This is a genomic window from Gemmobacter sp. (genome assembly GCF_046292685.1).
Lineage (GTDB): Bacteria > Pseudomonadota > Alphaproteobacteria > Rhodobacterales > Rhodobacteraceae > Wagnerdoeblera.
Genome location: NZ_JBKBQM010000002.1, coordinates 46,031 through 67,267, shown reverse-complemented (window position 1 = coordinate 67,267; position 21,237 = coordinate 46,031). Strand labels below are relative to the sequence as shown.

Genomic DNA, 21,237 nt, shown 5'->3' with positions numbered 1-21,237 from the left:
CCATGACCGATCTTTACCAATCCCAGCGCGCGATGCGGCAGATGCGCAAGGCGGCCATGCAGCGCGGCGTGATTGCCGTGCTGGATGTGGGCACCACCAAGATCGCCTGCCTGATCCTGCGTTTCGACGGGCCCGACCGTTTCCGCGCCGAGGATGGCGTCGGCCCGATGGCCGGGCAGTCGCAGTTTCGGGTGATCGGGGCCGCCACCACCCGTTCGCGCGGCATCCGCTTCGGCGAGGTCGAGGGCCTGCAAGAGGCCGAACGCGCCATTCGCACCGTGGTGCAGTCGGCGCAAAAGGCCGCCGGAACGCGGGTGGACCATGTGATCGCCAGCTTTGCGGGGGCCGCACCGCGCAGCTATGGTCTGGCGGGCGAACACCGGCTGGCCGACAGCGTCGTCACCGAACAGGACATCGCCCATGTGCTCGCCTCGTGCGAGATGCCCGACCTTGGCGAAGGGCGCGAGGTGCTGCACGCCCAGCCCGTCAACTTCGCCCTGGACAACCGCACGGGCCTCGCCGACCCGCGGGGGCAGATCGGGCACAACCTGTCGTGCGACATGCACCTGCTGTCGGTCGAACGCGCGGCGGTGGAATGCCTGCTGCATTGCCTCAAGCGTTGCGATCTGGAGGTGGCGGGCATCGCCAGTTCGGCCTATGTCGCGGGCCTTGCCGCCCTGGTCGAAGACGAACAGGAACTGGGCGCAGCCTGCATCGACATGGGCGGCGGCGCGACCGGCATTTCCATCTTCATGAAAAAGCACATGATCTACGCCGATGCGGTGCGCATGGGCGGCGATCTGGTCAGCCGCGACATTGCGATGGGGCTGGAGATTCCGCTGAACCTCGCGGAACGCATCAAGACCTTCCACGGCGGGGTGCATGCCACCGGCATGGACGACCGCGAGATGATCGAGCTTTCTGCCGACACCGGCGACTGGGAAAAGGACCGTCGCCGCGTCAGCCGCACCGAGCTGATCGGCATCATGCGCCCCCGGGTCGAGGAGATTCTCGAGGAAGTGCGCCTGCGGCTGGATGCGGCGGGTTTCGAACACCTGCCCAGCCAGCAGATCGTGCTGACCGGCGGCGGCAGCCTGATTCCGGGCATCGACGGGTTGGCGGCGCGCATCCTGGGTCAGCGGGTGCGGCTGGGGCGCCCGTTGCGCGTGCAGGGTTTGCCGCAGGCGGTGGCTGGCGCGCATTTTGCCAGCGTGGTCGGCCTGTGCCTGTTTGCGGCGCATCCGCAGGACGAATGGTGGGATTTCGAAATTCCGGCCGAACGCTATCCGGTGCGGTCCTTCCGGCGGGCCTTGCGCTGGTTCCGCGACAACTGGTGACCACCACATGGCGTATGGAGCGGCAAAATACCGCCGGAGCATGGCGAATCGCCTCAATATTTGGGGCGAAACGGTGTTTTTTGCGTGACGACGACTCGGGCTGTGGATAGAATCGGTTGTAATCGCAGCGAACCTGGGCAGGGGCTGACGCGGGGACGACCAGAACAAGGGCAGGCGGCAGGAAAATGGCGTTGAATCTCATCATGGCGAAAGAGGGGGCCGATCTGAAGCCCCGCATCACCGTTTTCGGCGTCGGCGGCGCCGGGGGCAACGCGGTCAACAACATGATCGACCAGCAGCTCGACGGCGTTGATTTCGTCGTCGCCAACACCGATGCGCAGGCGCTGGCACAAAGCCGCGCCCCGCATCGCGTGCAGCTGGGCGCCAAGGTGACCGAGGGGCTGGGCGCCGGCGCCAAGCCGCAGATCGGGGCCGCCGCGGCCGAGGAATCGATCGAACAGATCGTCGACCATCTTGCCGGCGCGCACATGTGTTTCATCACCGCCGGCATGGGCGGCGGCACCGGCACCGGCGCGGCACCGATCATCGCCCAGGCGGCGCGCGAAATGGGCGTGCTGACCGTGGGCGTGGTGACCAAGCCCTTTGCCTTCGAGGGCAACAAGCGGATGCGTCAGGCCGAAGAAGGCGTCGAGGCGCTGCAGAAGGTTGTCGATACGCTCATCATCATCCCCAACCAGAACCTGTTCCGGCTGGCGAACGAAAAGACCACCTTCACCGAAGCCTTCGCCATGGCCGACGACGTGCTGTATCAAGGCGTCAAGGGCGTGACCGACCTGATGGTGAAGCCCGGGCTCATCAACCTCGACTTCGCCGACGTGCGCTCGGTGATGGACGAAATGGGCAAGGCCATGATGGGCACCGGCGATGGCGAAGGGCCGAACCGTGCCGTGCAGGCGGCAGAAAAGGCCATCGCCAACCCGCTGCTCGATGAAATCAGCCTGCATGGCGCCAAGGGGGTGCTTATCAACATCACCGGCGGCTATGACCTGACGCTGTTCGAGCTGGACGAGGCCGCGAACATCATCCGCGAAAAGGTCGACCCCGAGGCCAACATCATCGTTGGCTCGACGCTGGACCCGACGATGGAAGGCCGCATCCGCGTGTCGGTCGTGGCCACCGGCATCGACGCAACCGCCCGGACTGCCGCCGCCCCGGCCCCGATTCAGGCCCGTCCGGCGGCCCCGGCACCGCAGATGCCACCGCGCCCGCAGGCCGAATTCGTGCCGCCCACCCCGGCGCCGCAACCGGCCCCGCAACCGCAGGCGGCCTTCCAGCCGCCGCCGGCTTACCAGCCCCCGCCGCAACCGGCCGCCGACCTGTTCGAGGCCTCGCCGCAGGCGGCACGCCAGCCCGAGCCCGATGTGCCGCCGCCTGCCTATCAGCCGCGCGCCGCACAACCCGCCGCCCGCCCTGCGCCGGCCGCGATCGACGCCGACGCGGCCGAGTTCGTGGCCCCGCGCCGTGCCCCGGCCGGCACGCCCTCGCCCGAGGCGCTGGCCCGCCTGCGCGATGCCGTTGCCAAGACGCCCTCGCCGCAGGCCCGCGCGGCAGCACAGGCCCCGCAACCCGCCCCGCGGGCCGAAGAACCGGCGCGGTCGCGCTTTGGCCTTGGCTCGCTGATCGGTCGCATGGCCGGCGGCGGCGACCCGGCCCCGGCGCCGCAGGCCGAACGCGCCGCTCCGGCCCGCATGCAACCGCAGCCGCCGGCGCATTCGGCCTATGACGACGAACAGGATCACGAACAGGACCGGATCGAAATTCCGGCCTTCCTGCGGCGTCAGGCAAACTGAGCCCAAGCCGCGCGACTGTTGCAAAGGCCGGGCCTGCCCGGCCTTTCTCTTTTGAAAATCAAGGCATTGTTCGGAGACTCCGGGTTGCCGCACGCCTGTTACACTCCGTTGCAAAGCGTGAATTGCGGTGTCGGGGGTGGTCGCTTATCTAAAAATCGCGCGATTGGCCGTGGGGGCGGCGATGGCGTGATGATCCGGGCCTGGCGCCTGGCGCATCTGGATGAAGGGCCGGGTATCCGGCAGACACGGGGTGTAACGTGCAGAACAGCCTGATTTCGGCGGTCGCCTTCGAAGGCGTGGGCCTGCATTCCGGTGCGCCGGCGCGGCTGGTGGTCAACCCGGCGCCGGTCGATCATGGCATCGTCTTCGTCCGAACGGACTTGCCGGCGGCCAAGGGTCGCATCCCTGCGCGGTGGGATGCGGTGGTTTCCTCGAAACTGTGCACCTTGCTGGCCAACGCGCAGGGCGCCACCGTCTCGACGGTGGAACATGTCATGGCCGCGGTGGCCGGGTGCGGCATCCACAACGCCCTGATCGAAATCGACGGACCCGAAGTGCCGATTCTCGACGGGTCGGCCGTGCCCTTCGTGCGCGGCTTTCTGGCGGCTGGCGTGATGCGCCAGTCGGCCCCGGTGCGCGCGCTGAAGATCCTGCGCGCCGTCGATGTCTGCGAAGGCGAGGCCGTGGCCCGGCTGGAACCCGCCGACGCGATGGAAATGCGCTTTGCCATCGACTTCGCCGATGCCGCGATCGGGCGGCAGGAAAAGGCGCTGAACCTGTCGAACGGAACCTTCGTGCGTGAGCTGAGCGACAGCCGCACCTTCTGCCGGCAGGCCGACGTGGATTTCATGCGCGCCAACGGCCTGGCGCTGGGCGGCACGCTGCACAACGCCGTGGTGGTTCAGGGCGAACAGGTGCTCAGCCCCGGCGGCTTGCGGCACCAGGACGAACCCGTGCGCCACAAGATGCTGGATGCCCTGGGCGATCTGGCGCTGGCCGGCGGGCCGGTTCTGGGGCGCTATACCGGCATCAAGTCCGGCCACGCGCTGACCAACCGCCTGCTGCGGCAGGTGTTCGCCACCCCCGGCGCCTGGGCCTGGGTGGATTGCGACGGCGGATCGGGCTGCAAGCTGCCCGGGGTCGGCGTCACGCCGGACGACCTGCCGCGAACCGCCGCCTGACCAGGCCCTGCCGGGCGAAAGGCGTTTTGCGCCTCGGATTTTTCTGTGCTAGGGAACGCATCAGAAGCAGCGGCAGGGCAGGACCGCCCCCGGTCTTTCCGGGGCAACCGCCCGCAGGAGCAGGCAGAACGATGACAGGGCGGGCCAAGCGCGCAAGGCTGATCGGTGCGGTTCTGGTGGTTGCGGTCTTGACCGGCTGCGCCAGCCGCGAAAGCCAGATCAACCTCGAATCGATGGAGGCGAAGGATATCTTCGCCCTCGGCGAACGTGCGCTGGAAACCAGCCCGCGCCAGCCCACCGCAAGCCGCTATTTCGCCGAGGTCGAACGGCTGTATCCCTATTCCGAATGGGCCAAGCGCAGCGTCGTGATGCAGGCCTTCGCCGAGCACAAGCGCAAGAACTACGAAGAGGCCCGCGCCGCCGCGCAACGCTATCTCGACCTTTACCCGGGCGACGAGGATGCGGCCTGGGCGCAATACATCCTTGCGATTTCCTATTACGACCAGATCGACGAGGTGGGCCGCGACCAGGGGCTGACCTTCCAGGCACTGCAGGCCCTGCGCGTGGTGATCGAACAGTATCCCGACAGCGAATATGCCAAGTCGGCGATGCTGAAGTTCGATCTGGCCTTCGACCATCTGGCCGCCAAGGAAATGGAAATCGGCCGCTACTACCTGCGTGGCGGGCATTATGCAGCGGCGATCAACCGCTTCCGCGTGGTGGTCGAACAGTTCCAGACCACCACCCACACGCCCGAGGCGCTGCACCGGCTGGTCGAATGCTATCTGGCCCTGGGTCTGACCGACGACGCCCAGACGGCAGCGGCGATCCTCGGACACAACTTCAAGGGCTCGCCCTTCTATGACGACAGCTACCGCCTGCTGACCGGCAAGGGCCTCAACCCCGAGGCGCGCAGCCAGGGCTGGTTGCGCACGGTCTGGCGGCAGTCGATCCAGGGCAAATGGCTGTGACCCCGGCCTGGTTCGGCATCCCGCCCCGCGCGAGGCCGCAGGCGCGCAGGTAACGCCATGCTGCGGCAACTCGACATCCGGGACATGCTGCTGATCGACCGGCTTTCCCTGTCCTGGGCGCCGGGCCTGAATGTGCTGACCGGCGAAACCGGGGCGGGCAAGTCGATCCTGCTGGATTGTCTGGGCTTCGTGCTGGGGTGGCGCGGCCGGGCCGATCTGGTGCGCCAGGGGGCCGCGCAAGGCGAGGTCGTGGCCGAATTCGACCTGCCGCCCGGGCACCCGGCGCGGGCCGTGCTGGCGGATGCCGGGATCGAGGCCGAGGATGGCCTGATCCTGCGCCGCACCGTTTCCCCCGATGGCCGGCGCCGCGCCTGGGCCAACGACCGCCCGGTGGGGGCGGAATTGCTGCGCGCCATGTCCGAAGGCCTGGTCGAGCTGCACGGCCAGCACGACGACCGCGGCCTGCTGGACCCGCGCGGCCACCGCGCCTTGCTGGACCAGTTCGCCGGGTCCGCCCCGCTGCTGGCGCGCGTGCGCGCCGCCTGGGGCGCGCTGTCGGCCGCGCGCAAGGCCCGGGCCGAGGCGCAGGACCGCCTCGCCGCCTTGCAGGCCGAAGAAGATTTCCTGCGCCACGCCGTGGCCGAGCTCGATCGGCTGAACCCCGAGCCCGGCGAGGATGCCGCACTCGATACCCGCCGGCGCGCCTTGCAGGCCGCCGCCCGCGTGCGCGAGGATGTGGCGCGCGCGGTGCAGGCGCTGTCGATGCAAGGGGCCGAAGGCGCCCTGCGCGATGCGCAGCGCTGGCTGGAAGGTGCGGCCGACCGTGCCGCCGCCGCGCTGGAAGGTCGGCTGGATGCGCCGCTGGCGGCGCTGGCCCGCGCGGCCATCGAACTGGCCGATGCCCAGGCCGGCGTGGAGCGCGCCTTCGAGGCGCTGGACATGGACCCCGCCGAACTCGAGCGGGTGGAAGAACGCCTTTTCGCCTTGCGGGCGCTGGCGCGCAAGCATGGCGTCGCCCCCGACGATCTGGGCGCCCTGGCCGGCACGCTGCGCGACCGGCTGGCGGCGCTCGACGGCTCGACCCGCGACATGGCGGCGCTCGCCCGTGCCGAAGCCGAGGCCGCCGCCGCCCATGCCGCGGCCTGCGCCGACCTTACGGCCTTGCGCCGCGCCGCCGCCGAACGGCTGGATGCGGCAATGGCAGGCGAACTGGCACCGTTGAAGATGGAGCGCGCCAGCTTTCGCACCGATGTTTCCCCCGATACGCCCGGCCCCGAAGGCGCCGACATGGTTGCCTTCACCGTCGCCACCAACCCGGGCGCCCCGGCCGGGCCGCTGAACCGCATCGCGTCGGGCGGCGAACTCAGCCGGTTTCTGCTGGCGCTCAAGGTCTGCCTGACGCAAGGGACCGAAGGGCTGACGCTGATCTTCGACGAGATCGACCGCGGCGTGGGCGGGGCAACGGCCGATGCCGTGGGCCGCCGGTTGCGGCGGCTGGCCGAAGGCGCGCAGGTGCTGGTCGTGACGCACAGCCCGCAGGTCGCGGCGCTTGGCGCGCATCACTGGCGGGTGGAAAAGCGGGTGGTCGGCGACACGACCCTGTCCACCGTCGTGCCGCTGGCCGAGCCCGACCGGGTGGACGAAGTGGCGCGGATGATTTCGGGCGACCACATTTCCGATGCCGCGCGGGCGGCGGCGCGGGCGCTGCTTGCGGCCTGACGCATCTGGCCCTTGCCGCCGGCAGCGGCTAGCCTGCCCGCGCCATCAGGGGACAATCCGCATGACCGATATCGCCGCCATCGAAGCCGCCGCCACCCGCCTTGCCGGCCACGCCCGGGTCACCCCGCTGCTTTCCTCGCCCTTTCTGGACGAGATCGCGGGCCGCCGGGTGCTGGTCAAGGCCGAGTGCCTGCAACACACCGGGTCGTTCAAGTTCCGCGGCGCCTGGTCGGCCCTGTCGGCGCTGGACCCGACGACAAGGGCGCGCGGCGTGATCGCGTTTTCCAGCGGCAACCACGCGCAGGGCGTCGCGCTGGCGGCCCGGCTGCATGGGGTGGCCTCGGTCATCATCATGCCGGCCGATGCGCCGGCGCTGAAAATCGCCAACACCCGCGCCCTGGGGGCCGAGGTGGTGCTTTACGACCGCGCGACCGAGGACCGCGACGCCATCGGCGCCCGGTTGGCTGCAGAACGCGGGCTGACACTCGTCAAACCTTTCGACAACGCGATGGTGATCGCCGGCCAGGGCACCACGGGGCTGGAAATCGCCGCACAGGCGGCCGAGCAGGGGGTTACCCAGGCCGATGTGCTGGTGTGCTGCGGCGGTGGGGGGCTTGCCAGCGGCATTGCGCTGGCGCTGGAATCGCGCGCGTCCGGCCTGCGGGTGCGCACCGCCGAACCGGCCGGGTTCGACGATACCGCCCGGTCTTTGGCCGCAGGCCACCCGGTGCGCAACGCGGCGCTTGCCGGGTCGATCTGCGATGCGATCGTCACGCCCGAGCCGGGGCGGCTGACCTTTCCCATTCTGCAACGGCTGGCAGGCCCGGGCCTTGTCGTGACCGATGACGAGGCGCTTCACGCGATGGCGCTGGCCTGGCAGCGGTTGAAGATCGTGCTGGAGCCGGGGGGCGCGGTCGCGCTGGCTGCGGCGCTGTTCCGGCCCGACGCGCTGCAAGGCGAAGCGGTGGTCTGTGTCGCCTCGGGTGGCAACGTCGACCGGCCGGTGTTCGAAAGGGCGCTGGCGCTGCTGCCGGACTGAGCGCGGGCAGACACCGGCAAAAAAACGCCCCCGCAGCATGTCCTGCGGGGGCGTTCCGTTTCGATGCCGGGGGCGTCGTCCCCCCCCGGCCGCAGCCCTTACAACAGCAGGTCGCCGACCGCGAAGGCCGCGCCGGTCTGCAACTGGATCCGGTAGTCGGCCACAGAGTCGGCGTTCCAGTCGATCACCAACTGGTCCTGTGCCGCCGCATAGCGCACCTGGCCCCCGGCGCCGTTGAACGCCGCGGTACCGATGTAGGTCAGGCCGCCGAACACCCGAAGGTCGATCTTGTCTTCCCCGCTGGTGAAATCGGTGATGTTCAGCCGGGCGAACTTGCCGATATCCGAGGCGACGTTGAACAGCAGGAACCAATCTGCCCCGTCGCCGCCGGTGGCGGTGTCGTTGCCGCCGCCGCCGATCAGCCGGTCGTTGCCCGCCCCGCCGAACAGCAGGTCGTTGCCGTTGCCGCCGGCCAGCGTGTCGAAGCCGAAGCCGCCATACATCGTGTCGCGGCCGTCACCGCCGAACATCTGGTCGTTGCCGCCGCCGCCGTTCATCAGGTCATCGCCGGCAAAGCCATAGAGGGTGTCCTTGCCAAGCGCCCCGTCCAGCGTGTCGTTGCCCGACGTGCCGTTGTAGACCGCGTCCACACCGGGCGTCACGTTCAGGTTCAGCGTCAGCGACTGGATGAACTCGCCGTCCGATACCGCAAAGGTGGCGGTATAAAGGCCGGCAGGCGTCGGGCTGTTGTAGACCATCGCCTCCAGATCGGCCTGCGACAGGATATCGCCGACCTGCACCTGCACCCCGTTCAGCAACAGCCGCCCCAGCGACGGTGCGCTGAGCAGCTCGTAGGTCAGCGCATCGCCATCGGGGTCGGTGAACCCGGCTTCGGGGAACAGCGGCGCCCCGACCGACCCGGCTTCGATCGCGTTCGGCGTCCAGGTGCCCAGACCCGGCCCCGGCTCCGGCGGCTCGTTCACGTCGTTCACCGTGACCACCAGTTGCTCCACCCGCGTGGCGCCCTTGGAGTCGGTCGCGGCGATGTTCAGCGTGACCGAGGCTTCGGCCTCGTAGTTCAGCGTCTCGCCCGCCTTCAGCTTCAGCAGCCACGGCAGCCCCGGCCCGACCGCGGCCACGATCTCGAACCGCGAGTCGTCCACGGTCAGCGTCACCGTATCGCCCGGGTTCGGATCGGTTGCATCCAGCCGGGTGATGGCGGCGCCATCCGCGTTCTCGTCCACCGACGGAGCGCCATCGGTAAACAGAATGTCGTCGGGCGCCGAGTTCACGATCTCCGAGGCCAGGTATTCCACCCCGTTGAAGATGAAGTTCTCCACCTCGCTGACCGTGGCAACGTTGCCGTCCCGGCTGATGGTAAAGACGCCGCCCGACTCGGTGATGTCGAAACCAGCCCAGTCCCCGGCGAACACCGCCGTGTCGTTGCCGTTTCCGCCGAACAGCACATCAATGCCGGTTCCGGCCACCAGGATGTCGTCGCCGTCCCCCCCGGTCACCGTGTCGTTGCCCGCGCCGCCGTCAAGCCGGTTGTTGCCGGCATTGCCGACCAGCGCATCGTTGCCCGCACCGCCCGTCAGGTTCTCGATCGACACCAGCACGTTGTTGCCGACCTCGGACCCGAAGGCCGTGTTCAGCACCAGGTTGGCAAAGACCGCCGCCGTGCTGGCGCCGAACGACGCCGTGTCGATGCCGTCGCCGCCATCCATCGTGTCGTTGCCGCCGCTGGCCGCGATGGTGTCGTTGCCGTCGCCGCCTTGCAGCAGGTTCGCGTTGCTGTCGCCGCGGATGATGTCGTCGAAGGCCGACCCGATGACGTTTTCCACACCCGTCAGCGTCGCGTTGGTGCCGCTGCTGACGTTGCCGTTCATCAGATCCACGACAACGGCCGATGCGATGTTGCTGAAATCGGCCGTATCGGTGCCGGCGCCGCCATCGAAGCTGCCGCCACCCGCGCCAAAGACCATCAGGTCGTCGCCTGCGTCGCCGGTAACGGCCACCGTGCCCGAACCTTCCACCAGCACCACGTCGTTCCCGCCGGCGCCCTCGATGGTATTGGTTCCTGCGACGTTCAGCAGGCGCCCCCCTCCGGTGAAGGTTTCGGTGCCACCGGCCTGAACCGTGCCGCTGACGATGGTGTTACCCGAAACATCCACCCCGTCGAACACCACCGGCCCGTTGGCCGCGCCGTTGTGCAGGTCGCGCAGGCGCACCGCAAAGCCGGTGACGGTGATGGTATTGCCGGTCACCTCGATGTCCGACATCGTCACACCCGGCACCACAGGCGCAACGCCGCCGGTGTTCAGCACCACGCCGTTGGTGCCGCTCAGCGTGTTGCCGGTGATGTCCAGCCCGCTGGCCGACCGCTGGCTGAGCAGGCTGATGGCCGAGGCCACATCCGACACCGTATTGCCGGTGATCGCCAGCGGGCCGGCGACGCCGTCCGACATGCTGATCTGGATGCCCCAGCTTGTGTTGGCCACGCCGCCGAAGCGCAGGGTGTTGCCGCTGATCGTGCCGTTGGTGATGCCGTCAAGGTTGATGCCCCGCCGACCGGCCAGCCCGGTGTCGTCGTGTTCGATCAGGTTGTCGGAAACCGTCAGCCCGTCGATGTTGAAGAACACCATTGCCGTGGCATTGGCGCCGGCGATCCCCGACACCTTGTTGCCCGTCACGGTCCAGTTGGTCGCACCGGCGCCGCCTTGGCCGAAGCCATAGAGGATCGGCTGCCCGGTCTGGCCGGTGAACAGGGTGTTGGCGATGGTGATGTCATCGGCCACGAAGCTGCCGCTGCCGCGCACGCCCGACCCCTGGGTGCCGCCACCGTTCACCGAGAAACCGTCGATGGTGACGCCATCGGCTGCCAGCACGAACAACCCGTTCAGCACCGATTCCGCCCCGCGGGCACCGCCATGCGCAACCCCCGCGTTGGCGCCGTGAATGGCGACCGACTTGTTGACCGTGACGTTTTCGGCATAGGCGCCGGCCGCGACCTCGATCCTTTCGCCGATACCGCCGGTGGCGGCATTCACCGCATCCTGGATGGTGGCAAAGCCACCCAGCAGATTGCCGTCCACGTCATAGAGCTTGACGTTGGCGAACAGAGCGGCGGTGGACAAGGTGATGTCGGCGAACTGCACGAACTCGACATTCGCCACCGTATCGGTGCCGTCCGGCGAACCCGCGCGGTCATCGGCGATGACAAAGGATGCCGCCGTGCCCGTCCAGGTGTAGTCTGTGGCATTCCCCGACAGCACCACCGTATCGTTGCCGCCTTCGCCGTTGATGCTGTCGTTGCCCGCGCCGCCGGTGACGGTGTCGTTGCCGCCGCGCCCGGAAATCGCATCGGCGCCGTCGGTGCCGACGATGGCATCGTTGCCGGCGCCACCCAGCACCACCATCACGTCAGGCGCGCTGTTGGTGGTGCCGCCGACGTCGATGGTCAGGTTCGCGGTCAGGTTCTGCAGGTTCAGGTCGGTGTCGGTGTTGGCAAAGCTGTTGCCGGTGATCCCGGCAAACGTGCCTGCCGAGGGGATGCCGACGCTGATGCCGGTGCCCGCGTTCAGGAAGCTGTTGCCCGACACCGTGCTGCTGGCATCGTTGTAACCTTCCAGCGTGATCCCGGTGCGGGTGTTCTGGAAGTCGTTGTCCGAAATCACCAGCGTGGCGCCGTTGACGTTGGACCAGATGCCACGGCCCCAGGCCGCAGTCCCGTATTTGTCGCCGGTGCCAAAGCTGCTGTCGCCGGTGAAAAGGTTGTTGGTGATGCTCAGCGCGCCCGAGGTCAATACCGTGGTGTAGATCGCCTGATCGTTGACCGACCCGCCCGCCACCGTGCTTTCGAACACGGTGTTGGTGATGACATGCCCCGCCGCCGTGGTGACGAAGATGGTGTCGACCTTTGCCCGCGGCAGCGCATTGTTGTTGAGGAACTTCATCCCGTCGATCGTGACGGCGCTGGCGGCCCCGATGGTCACCGTGCCGTCGATGATCGCTTCGGCACCGCGGCCCGCATCGCTGCCCGCAAGCCCCGCGTTGGCACCAAAGATCGAGACGCCCTTGGTGATCGCCAGCGTCTCGGCATAGGTGCCCGCCGCCACCAGGATCTCGTCACCGTCCACCGCGGCCGTGATGGCCGCGCCGATGGTGGCGAATTCGGCCGAACCGTCGTCCACCAGCAGCACGTCCTTGTCGGCAAAGTCCAGCCGCCCGGCGTTGGTGATCGTCACCGTGCTGCCGCCGCTGCTGACCGTGGCGGTGGTGCCATCCCAGGTGATGGTGTAATCCGCGCGGTTGCCCGCGAAGCTCACCGTATCCATCCCCGCGCCGCCATCGACGGTGTCGTTGCCGCCGATGGCGATGATGGTGTCGTTGCCGGCCCCCGTCTCGATGCGGTTGTCCGCGGCCGATCCGGTGATCGCGTCGTTGCCGGCCCCGGTCCTGACGTTCTCGACCGAGATCAGCGTTGCGGCATGGGCGCCCGACACCACCCCGGTTGCCAGGTTCACGGTCATCGCCGTGCCGGCCGCCGACGCATCGAAGGTGTCCGACCCGCCGCGACCGTCGATCACGTCGGTGCCGCCCGAGGCGAAGAAGGTGTTGTCGTTGTCGTCGCCGAACAGCCCGTCGTTGCCCGAAGACCCGCGCACGTTCTCGACGCGCGAAACCATGTCGATCCCCGTCGCGGTCGAGAAGGCAAGGCCCGCGTTCAGGTCCACGAACGACCCGCCGCTGCCGGCCGCCGCCATGTCCAGCGTGTCGATGCCATCGCCGCCGTCGATGGTGTCGTTGCCGGCATCGGCCAGGATCAGGTCGTCGCCCGCACCGCCGTTCAGGTTGTCGTTGCCGGCCCCTCCCGACAGGGTGTCGTTGCCGTCGCCGCCCGCCAGCGTGTCGTTCAGCACATGGCCGACCAGCCCGTCGTTGCCGCTGCCGCCCGTCAGGACTGCGCCCGTGGTGGCATCGGGGGCAGAGGCGAAATCGACGCCGTTGTTGGTGTTGATGTTGGTGCGCAGCCCGTTCGCCAGGCCATAGGCGGCCAGGTCCACGTCACCGCCGACGTTGAAGAACGAAACCTGCGCCCAGCCCGGGGCGGCGCCTTGGGTCGCCTGCACGTCGACGCCCGAGATGCTCAATCCGTTCAGGTCGGTGAAGCGGCCGATCTGCACCACGTCGCGGGCGTAGGTGCCCGTGATGGTGACACCGTCGACCACGACGCTTCCCACCGGAACCACCGCCTTGCGCGGGTCGGGTTCCGCCCCGCTGCCCGAAGTGATGCCGGTGATCTGAAGCGCGTTCGACCCGCGCCCGTCGTTCGAGATGGTCAGGTTCTGCAGCACCGCATCGCCGGTGAAGCTGAACAGGATCAGGTCGCCGTGTCCGCTGCCGCCAGCGGTGCCGTTGTTGGCGAACGCGCTGTCCAGCACCGAAATCGACGCCAGGGTGTTGCCCTGGGTGTTCAGCCCGCTCACCCCGTTGCCCGTGAACGTGCTGCCGCTGACCGACAGATGCGCATGGCTGCCGCCGCTGGCCAACCGCAGGCCGACGCTGCCGTTGTCCGAGAACACCGAGTCGATCACCGTGACCTCGCCTACGGTCTGCCCGGCGCCGGTGCGGTAGTTCAGGCCATAGAGCGTGTTGCCCACCGCCGCCACGTCGGTAAAGGTCAGGTCGCCGGTGCCGTCTTCCAGGCTGATGCCGGTGGCGCCGCCCGTCACCCGAACCGAGCTCAGGCTGGAACCATCGGACAGGCCAAAGAAGGTCACGCCGAAGCTGGTGTTGACCGGCGGGTCGATGATGGTCGCCGTGGCCGGGTCGCTGCCGCTGCCGGCGCCGACGATGTGGATTTCCTTGTTGATCGAAAGCGCCTCGGCAAAGGTGCCGGGGCCGACGATGATGGTGTCGCCGGGGTTCGCGGCATCGATGGCGGCCTGGATCGACATGCCTTCGGCGACATACAACGTGTTCGCCGTGCCCTCGATCACGATCAACTGCACGTTCGACAGCGTGGTCATGGCAAAGATGTCGTCCGGGTCGGTGCCCGCGGCAAAGACAACGGTGTTGGTGCCTGCACCGCCATCCACCACATCATCCAGATCGGCGCGGATCACATCGTTGCCGTTGCCGCCATACAGCACATCGGCGCCTGCACCGCCTTCGATGATGTCGTCGCCATCACCGCCATAGATGGTGTCGTTGCCGTCGCCGCCCGAAAGCGAATCCGCCCCCGCATCGCCGAGCAGCACATCGTTGTCGTTGCCGCCGTCGATGGTGTCGTTTCCGGCGCCGCCAGAGAGCTCGTCATTCCCGCCGTTGCCGTAAATGACGTCGGCGCCGCCGGTGCCGGCAAACAGGTTGCCCGCATCGTTCAGGTTGAACTCGTTGCCCGAAATGGTCTGGCCGGTGGCGGTGCCGGTGAAGATGCCGCTGTTGCCGCCATCGGGCTGGTCGAAGGTGTTGTCGGCGATCTCCGTGCCGTTGCCGCGCGCGCGCAGTTGCGTGGCAAAGCGGTTGGTGAAGCCGGTGAACTCGTTGTCCGAAATGGTGGAGTTCGGCACGTCGATCGTCACCAGCGTGTTGCCTTGCGGCTGGCCCACGCCGTTGATCCCGCCGGCGGTGCCGGTGACCTGATTGTTGGTGAAGACGATCCCGGTCGACCCCGCCCCGCTGTTGATGACCACCAGCTGCCGCGGCACGTTGAACAGGGTGAACTGGTCGCCAAAGCCGTTGCCTGCCGGGTTCGGCCCGACAAAGGTCTGACCCGAAAAGATGTTGCCGTCGATTGTGATGTTCGAGTTGTTGACGACTTCGCTCACCAGACCGCCATCGCCGTTGGCGCGGATGTCATTGCCGCGAATCGTGTGGCCGGACTGCGCGCCCTGGAAATAGACCGCCGCAACTTCGAGGCCGGGGTTTGCGCTGTCGAACCCGATCACGGTAAAGCCCTGATCGGTATCGCCCAAGGTCACGCCCGTGACGCCCGGGGCAAACTGCACCGCGCCAAGGCGGCCCGCGCCTTCGATGCCCGCGATGGTGGTGGCGTCGCGTCCGTTCATCGACACGATGGTGATGTTCGACTTGTTGACAAGCACGTTTTCCGTGAACGTCCCGTCGCCGACCAGAATGGTGTCGCCCGCCGACGCCGCGTCGATCGCCGCCTGGATCGACTGGCCTTCCAGCACGATCCAGGTGGTCGCGCCGCTGCCGCCGTTGTCGATCGAGACTTTCTCGAACCCTTCGATGGTCATGGCCAGCACCTGCGCCGGCGTCATGCCGGCATCCAGGACCAGCTCGTCGTTGCCGCCGCCGCCGTAAACGCTGTCGCCGGGGCCGGCGTAGATCGTGTCGTTGCCGTCGCCACCGAACAGGCGGTTCGGCCCTTCGGTGCCGATCAGCACATCCGCGCCGCCGGTGCCATACAGCGACACCTGCGAATTGGGGCCGTTGAAGGTGTTGCTGCCGATCAGCGCGCTGGCGTCGATGGTGCCCGCCGACCACAGGCCCATGCCGATGTGCGAGCCGACCGAACTGACAAAGCTGTTGCCCGACACATCGCCGGTCACGCCCGGACCGTCGATGTTCATGCCGTTGCCGTTGTTGCTGAAGGTGTTGCCGGTGACCGACAGGCCGGTTGCGCCCGGGTTTACCCAGATGCCGCTGGCCCAGCCGCTGAAGCTGGAGCCGCTGACGCTGAATCCGGTGCTGTTCGGCGCCATCTCGATGGCGATGTGGGTCTGGCCGCTGCCGTCGAAGATGCTGTTGGCGATGCTGACGCCGGTGGCCTGCAAGACGATGCCGACGTTCGAGCCCCAGACGTTGCCGCCATTGGCCAGCGTGATCCCGTCGATTCCGGTGCCGTTGCCGGTGACGACCATGTAGCCGTCGATGATCGTTTCCGCCCCGCGCACCCCGTCGGCCGCGATGCCGGCGTTGGCGCCGACCAGGCTGATGTTGGCCTGGGTGATGCTGAGGTTTTCGGCATAGGTGCCGGCGGCGATGGTGATGGTCACCTCATCGCTGCCATGGTTTGCGGCCGCAAAGGCCAACGCCGCGCCGATCGTGGCGAACTCTCCCACGCCTGCCAGCGGTCCAACAACACTGAGATTTACATTCGCCATGATGAGCAGTCCCCAAATCAAAAAAATCCTGGCTGAATCCAGAGCGCAAACGAGCAGTGCGCAAAAATGTTGCGCATGTCCTGCCGTCTCGCTCGCAGAAATGACCCAGCCTATGCTTTATGGTAGGCCACGATAACGATTTGAAAAGACGTTAACTGACCGTTAACCATGAAAATGCGCCAAGCTGACGTAGGGGAAGGCGATATAGAAGAATCTTATTTCTCAATAACTTGTTATTCTTGCAATCCTGGGGATATTCACCTGGCAGCTTGCGCTATCAGGGATTGAATCCTGCCGCGGCCGTGATTCGCGTTACAGAAACAATCCGGCCGGGTCCAAGGCGGCAAAGGCTGCCATGTCGGTCAGATCGACCCGCAGGTCGATGAGGCCGTCGCCGTTCAGGTCGAATTGCAGCGCGCCAAGCGCCGGTGCCAGGCGGAATTCCCCGGCCTGGCCCGACAGCCGCGCCGTGCCGATGTAGCGCGGCATGGCCTCCAGCGCGCTCAGGTCCAGACGGTCGAAGCCGGGGTCGAAGTCGGTGATCCGGTCGGGCGCGCCCTCGGTCGGCACGTCGCCGGGCCGAAAGACAAAGACATCCGCCCCCGGCCCGCCGGTCATCACATCGCGGCCCGCGCCGCCGATCAACGTGTCGCGCCCCGCATGGCCATAGATGCGGTCATCGTCGGCGCCGCCTTCCAGCAGGTCGTTGCCGCCACCCCCTTGCAGCGTGTCGCGCCCGGCGCCGCCCCGCAGCGTGTCGGCCCCGCCGCCGCCGGACAGGATGTCGTGGCCGTCATCGCCCCACAGCGCTTCGGCGGCGGTCGATCCGGTCAGCCGATCGTTCCCCGCCCCGCCGATGGCCCGGTCGAAGGCGCTTGCCAGCTGAAAGCCCACGCCGCCCAGCGACCCGGTGCCGGCGCCGAGATCCAGGTGCACCGCACCGCGGGCGGCGGCAAAGTTCAGCAGCCCCGGCGCCTCGGCGCTGTGGTCGATGGTCTGCCGGCCCGGGTCTGCCTTTGCCAGCGCGGCCCAGGCATCGGTGAACCAGCGTTGCCCGTCGTCGCCGCCCGCGGCACCGAACAGCCGCAACCCGGCCGCCTGCACCGTCGGCGCCGCCCCGGCCTTGGCCTGCCGCAAGTCGACATGCCAGGTGCCTTCGGCCGCCTCGCCCCAGGTGGCGGCACTGGTGAAATCGAAGGCCAGTTGCGTGCCGTTGCCCAGGGCGGTGAAGTTCGGCGCAATCAGCGCCCGGGTGCCGGAAGGAGAGATCAGCTCCACCGAAAGGGTGCGCAGGCTCGCATCCGTCAGCGTCAGCGCAAGCTCGGCCCATTCCACCCGCAGCCCGCCTTCGGGTGCCGTGACCGCGAAGGTCAGGCGGTATACGGCCGGGTCGGGGTCGGCATCCGTCAGATCGGCCAGCGCCACGACCGACGCTTCGTTCGCCGCCGTGGCGCCGCCGGCATGGTGGCGCGCCAGCCGCACCGCGGCTTCGGCATCCAGCAGGCCGAAGCCGGCGTCGCGGCTGTGCTGCAACCCGCCACCGTTGACGGCGTATCCCGCATTTGCCGTTCCGGGCGCCCCCGCGACGGGGCGGGCGGTGATGGCCAGGATTTGCTGCACGTCGCGGTAGCCGAGGCCCGGGTTCACCTCCAGCATCAGGGCGACCGTGCTGCTGACCAGCGGCGCCGCAAACGACGTGCCGCTGACCCAGATGCGCCCCGCCGCCCCGGCCGACAACCCGTCGGCCGTGGCCAGCGCCTGCCCGGGGGCCACCAGCAACAGATTGGTGCCCGGGCTGGAAAACGACGCCACCCGTCCCGTCGCATCGGTGGCCCCCACCGCGATGGTCTGGCGCGCATTCGTCAGGTTGTGGAAATTGGAATCGTCGCCGTGGTTCTGGCCGCTCAGCGTCAGCCGCCCGTTGCCGCCGGCAAAGACCCAGACGGTGCCCAGTCCGCCCCGGCCTTGCTCGGCCGCTTCGACCAGTGCCTGCGCCACGCCCTGATAGGCATTCAGCCGAAAGTTGTCGCCAAAGGCGCGCGACCAGCCCCAGCTGTTGTTCGACACGTCCATCGCCGCCTGACCCAGCAGCATCGGCGCCACCGCGGCCGGACCCGGCTGCGCGGAAAAATCCAGTTGCGAGGCATGCAGTTCGGCGCCGGTCGCCCCGCCAAGGCCGCCGATCGCATTGTCGATCCGGCCCGAGATCAGGCCGGCAACCCGCGTGCCATGCGGATCGGTGATGCTGCCCGTTCCCGCGTCCAGCGCCAGACGCACCGGGTTGAAATCCGCATGTGCGAGGTTGACCCCGCTGTCCAGCACCCCGATGCGCACACCGCGCCCCAGCGCCAGCGCCCAGGCCGCCACCAGCCCGACCCCGCCTGCCCCCGCGCCTTGCAGAAACCAGAACGGCGTTTCCCCCGGCAAGGGGGCAGGCGCCGCGGCCAGCGCCATCGTCACCGGGCCGTCGAAGGGCAGCAGATCGGAATCCGTCAAGGCGGGGTCGGTCATCGCAGAACACCGGGCAAAGGCCGGCCCGCCCCCGCGGCGGGGCGACGGGACAGGCGAAACGGGCCTTCTGGCGCCTGCTCATCGGCCGTAAGTTTCCGGCTTCGGCGTTAACCTCGGGTTAAGCCGCCCCCGCGCGATGCCTTGCATTTTTCGCGTTCCCCCCTTTGCGCTGCGGCAGCGGTCTTGCACCGCGCGCGATTTCCGGCAGAACTGGCGCCGACCGGCGACAGGGGGCACCGAGATGAACATCTGCGATCTGGGCGACATCCGCCTGCACTGGCGCCAGGACGGCGACCCTGATGGGGCGCCGGTGGTGTTTGCCAACTCGCTGGGCACCGACCTGCGCCTGTGGGACAAGGTGATCCCGCTGTTGCCGGCCGGTTTCCGCTATATCCGCTACGACAAGCGCGGGCACGGGCTGTCGGACTGCCCGCCGGGGCCCTACGCGATGGGGGCGCTGGTGCGCGATGCCGAGCGGCTGATGGACGCGCTCTCGCTGCGCGATGCGGTGTTCGTGGGCCTGTCGATCGGCGGGATGATCGCGCAGGGGCTGGCGGTCAAGCGGCTGGATCTGGTGCGTGCGCTGGTGATCTCCAACACGGCCGCCAAGATCGGCACGGCCGAGATGTGGCAGGCGCGCATCGCCGCCGCCCGGGCCGGCGGGCTGGACTCGCTGGGCGACTCGGTGATGGAGCGCTGGTTTTCCAAGGCGTTCCGCGCCACGCCCGAGCTTTCCGCCTGGCGCAACATGATGGTGCGCACCCCGCTCGAAGGCTATGTCGGGTGCTGCGCGGCCATCGCCGGCACCGATTTCTACAGCACCACCGCGGGCCTCACGCTGCCCACGCTGGCCATCGCCGGCTCGGAAGACGGGGCCACCCCGCCCGATCTCGTGCGCGAGACCGCCGACCTGGTCAAGGGCGCCGAGTTTCACCTCATCCGCGATGCCGGCCACCTGCCTTGCGTCGAGGCGCCGGCCGCCTATGCCGAACGGCTGACGCAGTTTCTGCACCGGGTCGGCCACGGGGCCGGCTGCGGTTGCGGGGCGCACTGATGGCCCGGTTCCTGCTGGTGCACGGGTCTTGCCACGGTGCCTGGTGCTGGCGCGACGTGATTGCGGCGTTGCAGGCGCTCGGCCACGAGGCCGCGGCCATCGACCTGCCGGGCCACGGCGCCGACCCCACCCCGCGCGAAACGGTGACGCTCGACGATTACGCCCGCGCCATCACGGGCAGCCTGTCCGCGCCGACGATCCTGGTCGGCCATTCGATGGGCGGCTACCCGATCACCGCCGCGGCCGAGCGCGACGCGCGCCATGTTGCCGGTCTGGTCTACCTTTGCGCCTATCGCCCGGTGTCGGGCCTGTCGCTGGCCGACATGCGCCGCGCCGGCCCGCGCCAGCCCCTGCGCGCCGCGATCCGGGTGGAGGGCGCCTGCTTCACCTTCGACCCGGCACTGGCCGAAGACCGCTTCTATCACGATTGCCCGCCGGGCACGCTGGATTACGCGCTGGCGCATCTGACGCCGCAGCCGATCCTGCCGCAGGAAACCCCGCTGACGCTGACCCCGCGGTCCGCCGCCGTGCCGCAGCACTACATCCGCTGCACCGAGGACCGGGCCATACCGCCCGAATACCAGCTGACGATGGCGCAAGGCCTGCCCGACGGGCACCTGCACCACCTGCCGTCGTCGCATTCGCCCTTCTTTGCCATGCCGGGGGCGCTGGCGGCGCTGCTGGGGCGCATCGCCGCGACCCTGCCGGGCTGATCCGGGCCGAATGTCGGAAAACGGCAAGGAAAAGCCCCGGCCGGGGCGAACCGGGCCGGGGCATGTGGCAAAACCTGCGGGGCTCAGGCGGCCAGCTTGGCCGCGACCTGCACCAGACGGGTGGCCTGGTGGCTGATGGCGGCCTTTTCGGCATCGCCGAATTCCTTGCCCTGGGTGTGGCTGTAGCCGTAGGGGTTGCCGCCGGCGGCAAAGATCGACGGGTCGGTAAAGCCCGGCGCCACGATGATCGCGCCCCAGTGCAGGAAGGTGGTGTAAAGCCCCAGCGTCGTGGCCTCCTGGCCGCCATGCGGGTTCTGCGCGCTGGTCATGGCGCTGATCGCCTTGTTGGCCAGCTTGCCCTGGAACCACAGCCCGCCCAGCGTGTCGATGAAGGCGCGCACCTGGCTCGGGGCCGAGCCGAAGCGGGTCGGCGTGACGAACAGATAGGCGTTGGCCCACTCCATGTCATCGGCGCTGACGGCCGGGATGCCCGCCGCGCGCTCGACCTGCGCCTTCCAGGCGTCCTGGCTGGCGACGACTTCGGCCGGGGCGGTTTCGGCGATGCGGCGCAGGCGCACTTCGGCGCCGGCGGCGGTGGCGGCGGCAGCGGCGATTTCCGCCATCTGGTGGTTGGTGCCGTAGGTGGAATAGAAGGCGATGGTCAGCTTGACGGTCATGGAACCCTCCGGGGTCTGGATTGCCCGTCATAGCTAGGGGTGCCGCGGGGGTTTGGCCATTCCGTGCAATGGCGCCTTGGCTGTGCGCA

11 protein-coding genes are annotated in these 21,237 nt (G+C 68.5%); 8 read left to right on the top strand and 3 right to left on the bottom strand.

What is annotated here, in order from left to right; translation table 11 throughout:
- Window positions 1-2 precede the first annotated feature (2 nt).
- The 6 genes from ftsA to ACK4S2_RS00910 all read left to right on the top strand — a co-directional run bounded on the left by ftsA (window position 3) and on the right by ACK4S2_RS00910 (window position 8,058).
- A complete protein-coding gene (ftsA, locus tag ACK4S2_RS00935) occupies window positions 3-1,337 on the top strand; it encodes a cell division protein FtsA (RefSeq protein WP_409619393.1) in 1,335 nt (444 codons plus the stop codon).
- A gap of 185 nt (window positions 1,338-1,522) precedes the next feature.
- The gene (gene ftsZ, locus ACK4S2_RS00930) at window positions 1,523-3,148 is read left to right on the top strand and encodes a cell division protein FtsZ (RefSeq protein ID WP_409619391.1); all 1,626 of its coding nucleotides are present in this window, start codon (window positions 1,523-1,525) and stop codon (window positions 3,146-3,148) included.
- A gap of 257 nt (window positions 3,149-3,405) precedes the next feature.
- Window positions 3,406-4,329: a UDP-3-O-acyl-N-acetylglucosamine deacetylase gene (gene lpxC / locus ACK4S2_RS00925; protein ID WP_409619389.1), complete on the top strand. Its 924-nt coding sequence runs from the start codon at window positions 3,406-3,408 to the stop codon at window positions 4,327-4,329.
- Between the two features lie 131 nt (window positions 4,330-4,460).
- Window positions 4,461-5,300, top strand: a complete 840-nt coding sequence (locus ACK4S2_RS00920; RefSeq protein WP_409619387.1) for an outer membrane protein assembly factor BamD — start codon at window positions 4,461-4,463, stop codon at window positions 5,298-5,300.
- Between the two features lie 57 nt (window positions 5,301-5,357).
- Window positions 5,358-7,019: a DNA repair protein RecN gene (recN, locus tag ACK4S2_RS00915; protein WP_409619385.1), complete on the top strand. Its 1,662-nt coding sequence runs from the start codon at window positions 5,358-5,360 to the stop codon at window positions 7,017-7,019.
- A 61-nt stretch (window positions 7,020-7,080) separates the two neighbouring features.
- Window positions 7,081-8,058, top strand: a complete 978-nt coding sequence (locus tag ACK4S2_RS00910; RefSeq protein WP_409619383.1) for a threonine/serine dehydratase — start codon at window positions 7,081-7,083, stop codon at window positions 8,056-8,058.
- Window positions 8,059-8,156: 98 nt separating this feature from the next.
- On the opposite strand, the gene ACK4S2_RS00905 is transcribed toward ACK4S2_RS00910, so the two are convergent.
- Both ACK4S2_RS00905 and ACK4S2_RS00900 read right to left on the bottom strand, forming a co-directional pair.
- Window positions 8,157-16,151 (bottom strand): hypothetical protein, encoded by a 7,995-nt coding sequence (locus tag ACK4S2_RS00905; protein ID WP_409619381.1) that lies wholly within the window; start codon window positions 16,149-16,151, stop codon window positions 8,157-8,159.
- Window positions 16,152-16,505: 354 nt separating this feature from the next.
- Window positions 16,506-18,704 (bottom strand): S8 family serine peptidase, encoded by a 2,199-nt coding sequence (locus tag ACK4S2_RS00900; protein ID WP_409619379.1) that lies wholly within the window; start codon window positions 18,702-18,704, stop codon window positions 16,506-16,508.
- Window positions 18,705-18,945: 241 nt separating this feature from the next.
- On the opposite strand from ACK4S2_RS00900, the gene pcaD reads away from it, so the two are divergent.
- Window positions 18,946-19,758, top strand: coding sequence for a 3-oxoadipate enol-lactonase (gene pcaD / locus ACK4S2_RS00895; protein ID WP_409619377.1), 813 nt, complete (start codon window positions 18,946-18,948; stop codon window positions 19,756-19,758).
- Entirely contained in the window at window positions 19,758-20,471 is a 714-nt protein-coding gene (locus tag ACK4S2_RS00890) for an alpha/beta fold hydrolase (protein WP_409619375.1), read from the top strand. Before pcaD ends, ACK4S2_RS00890 begins: the two co-directional genes overlap by 1 nt.
- An 83-nt stretch (window positions 20,472-20,554) precedes the next feature.
- Here ACK4S2_RS00890 and ACK4S2_RS00885 read toward each other — a convergent pair whose 3' ends face one another.
- Complete coding sequence (locus tag ACK4S2_RS00885; protein WP_409619373.1) at window positions 20,555-21,148, bottom strand: NAD(P)H-dependent oxidoreductase; 594 nt, start codon at window positions 21,146-21,148, stop codon at window positions 20,555-20,557.
- Between the last annotated feature and the right edge of the window lie 89 nt (window positions 21,149-21,237).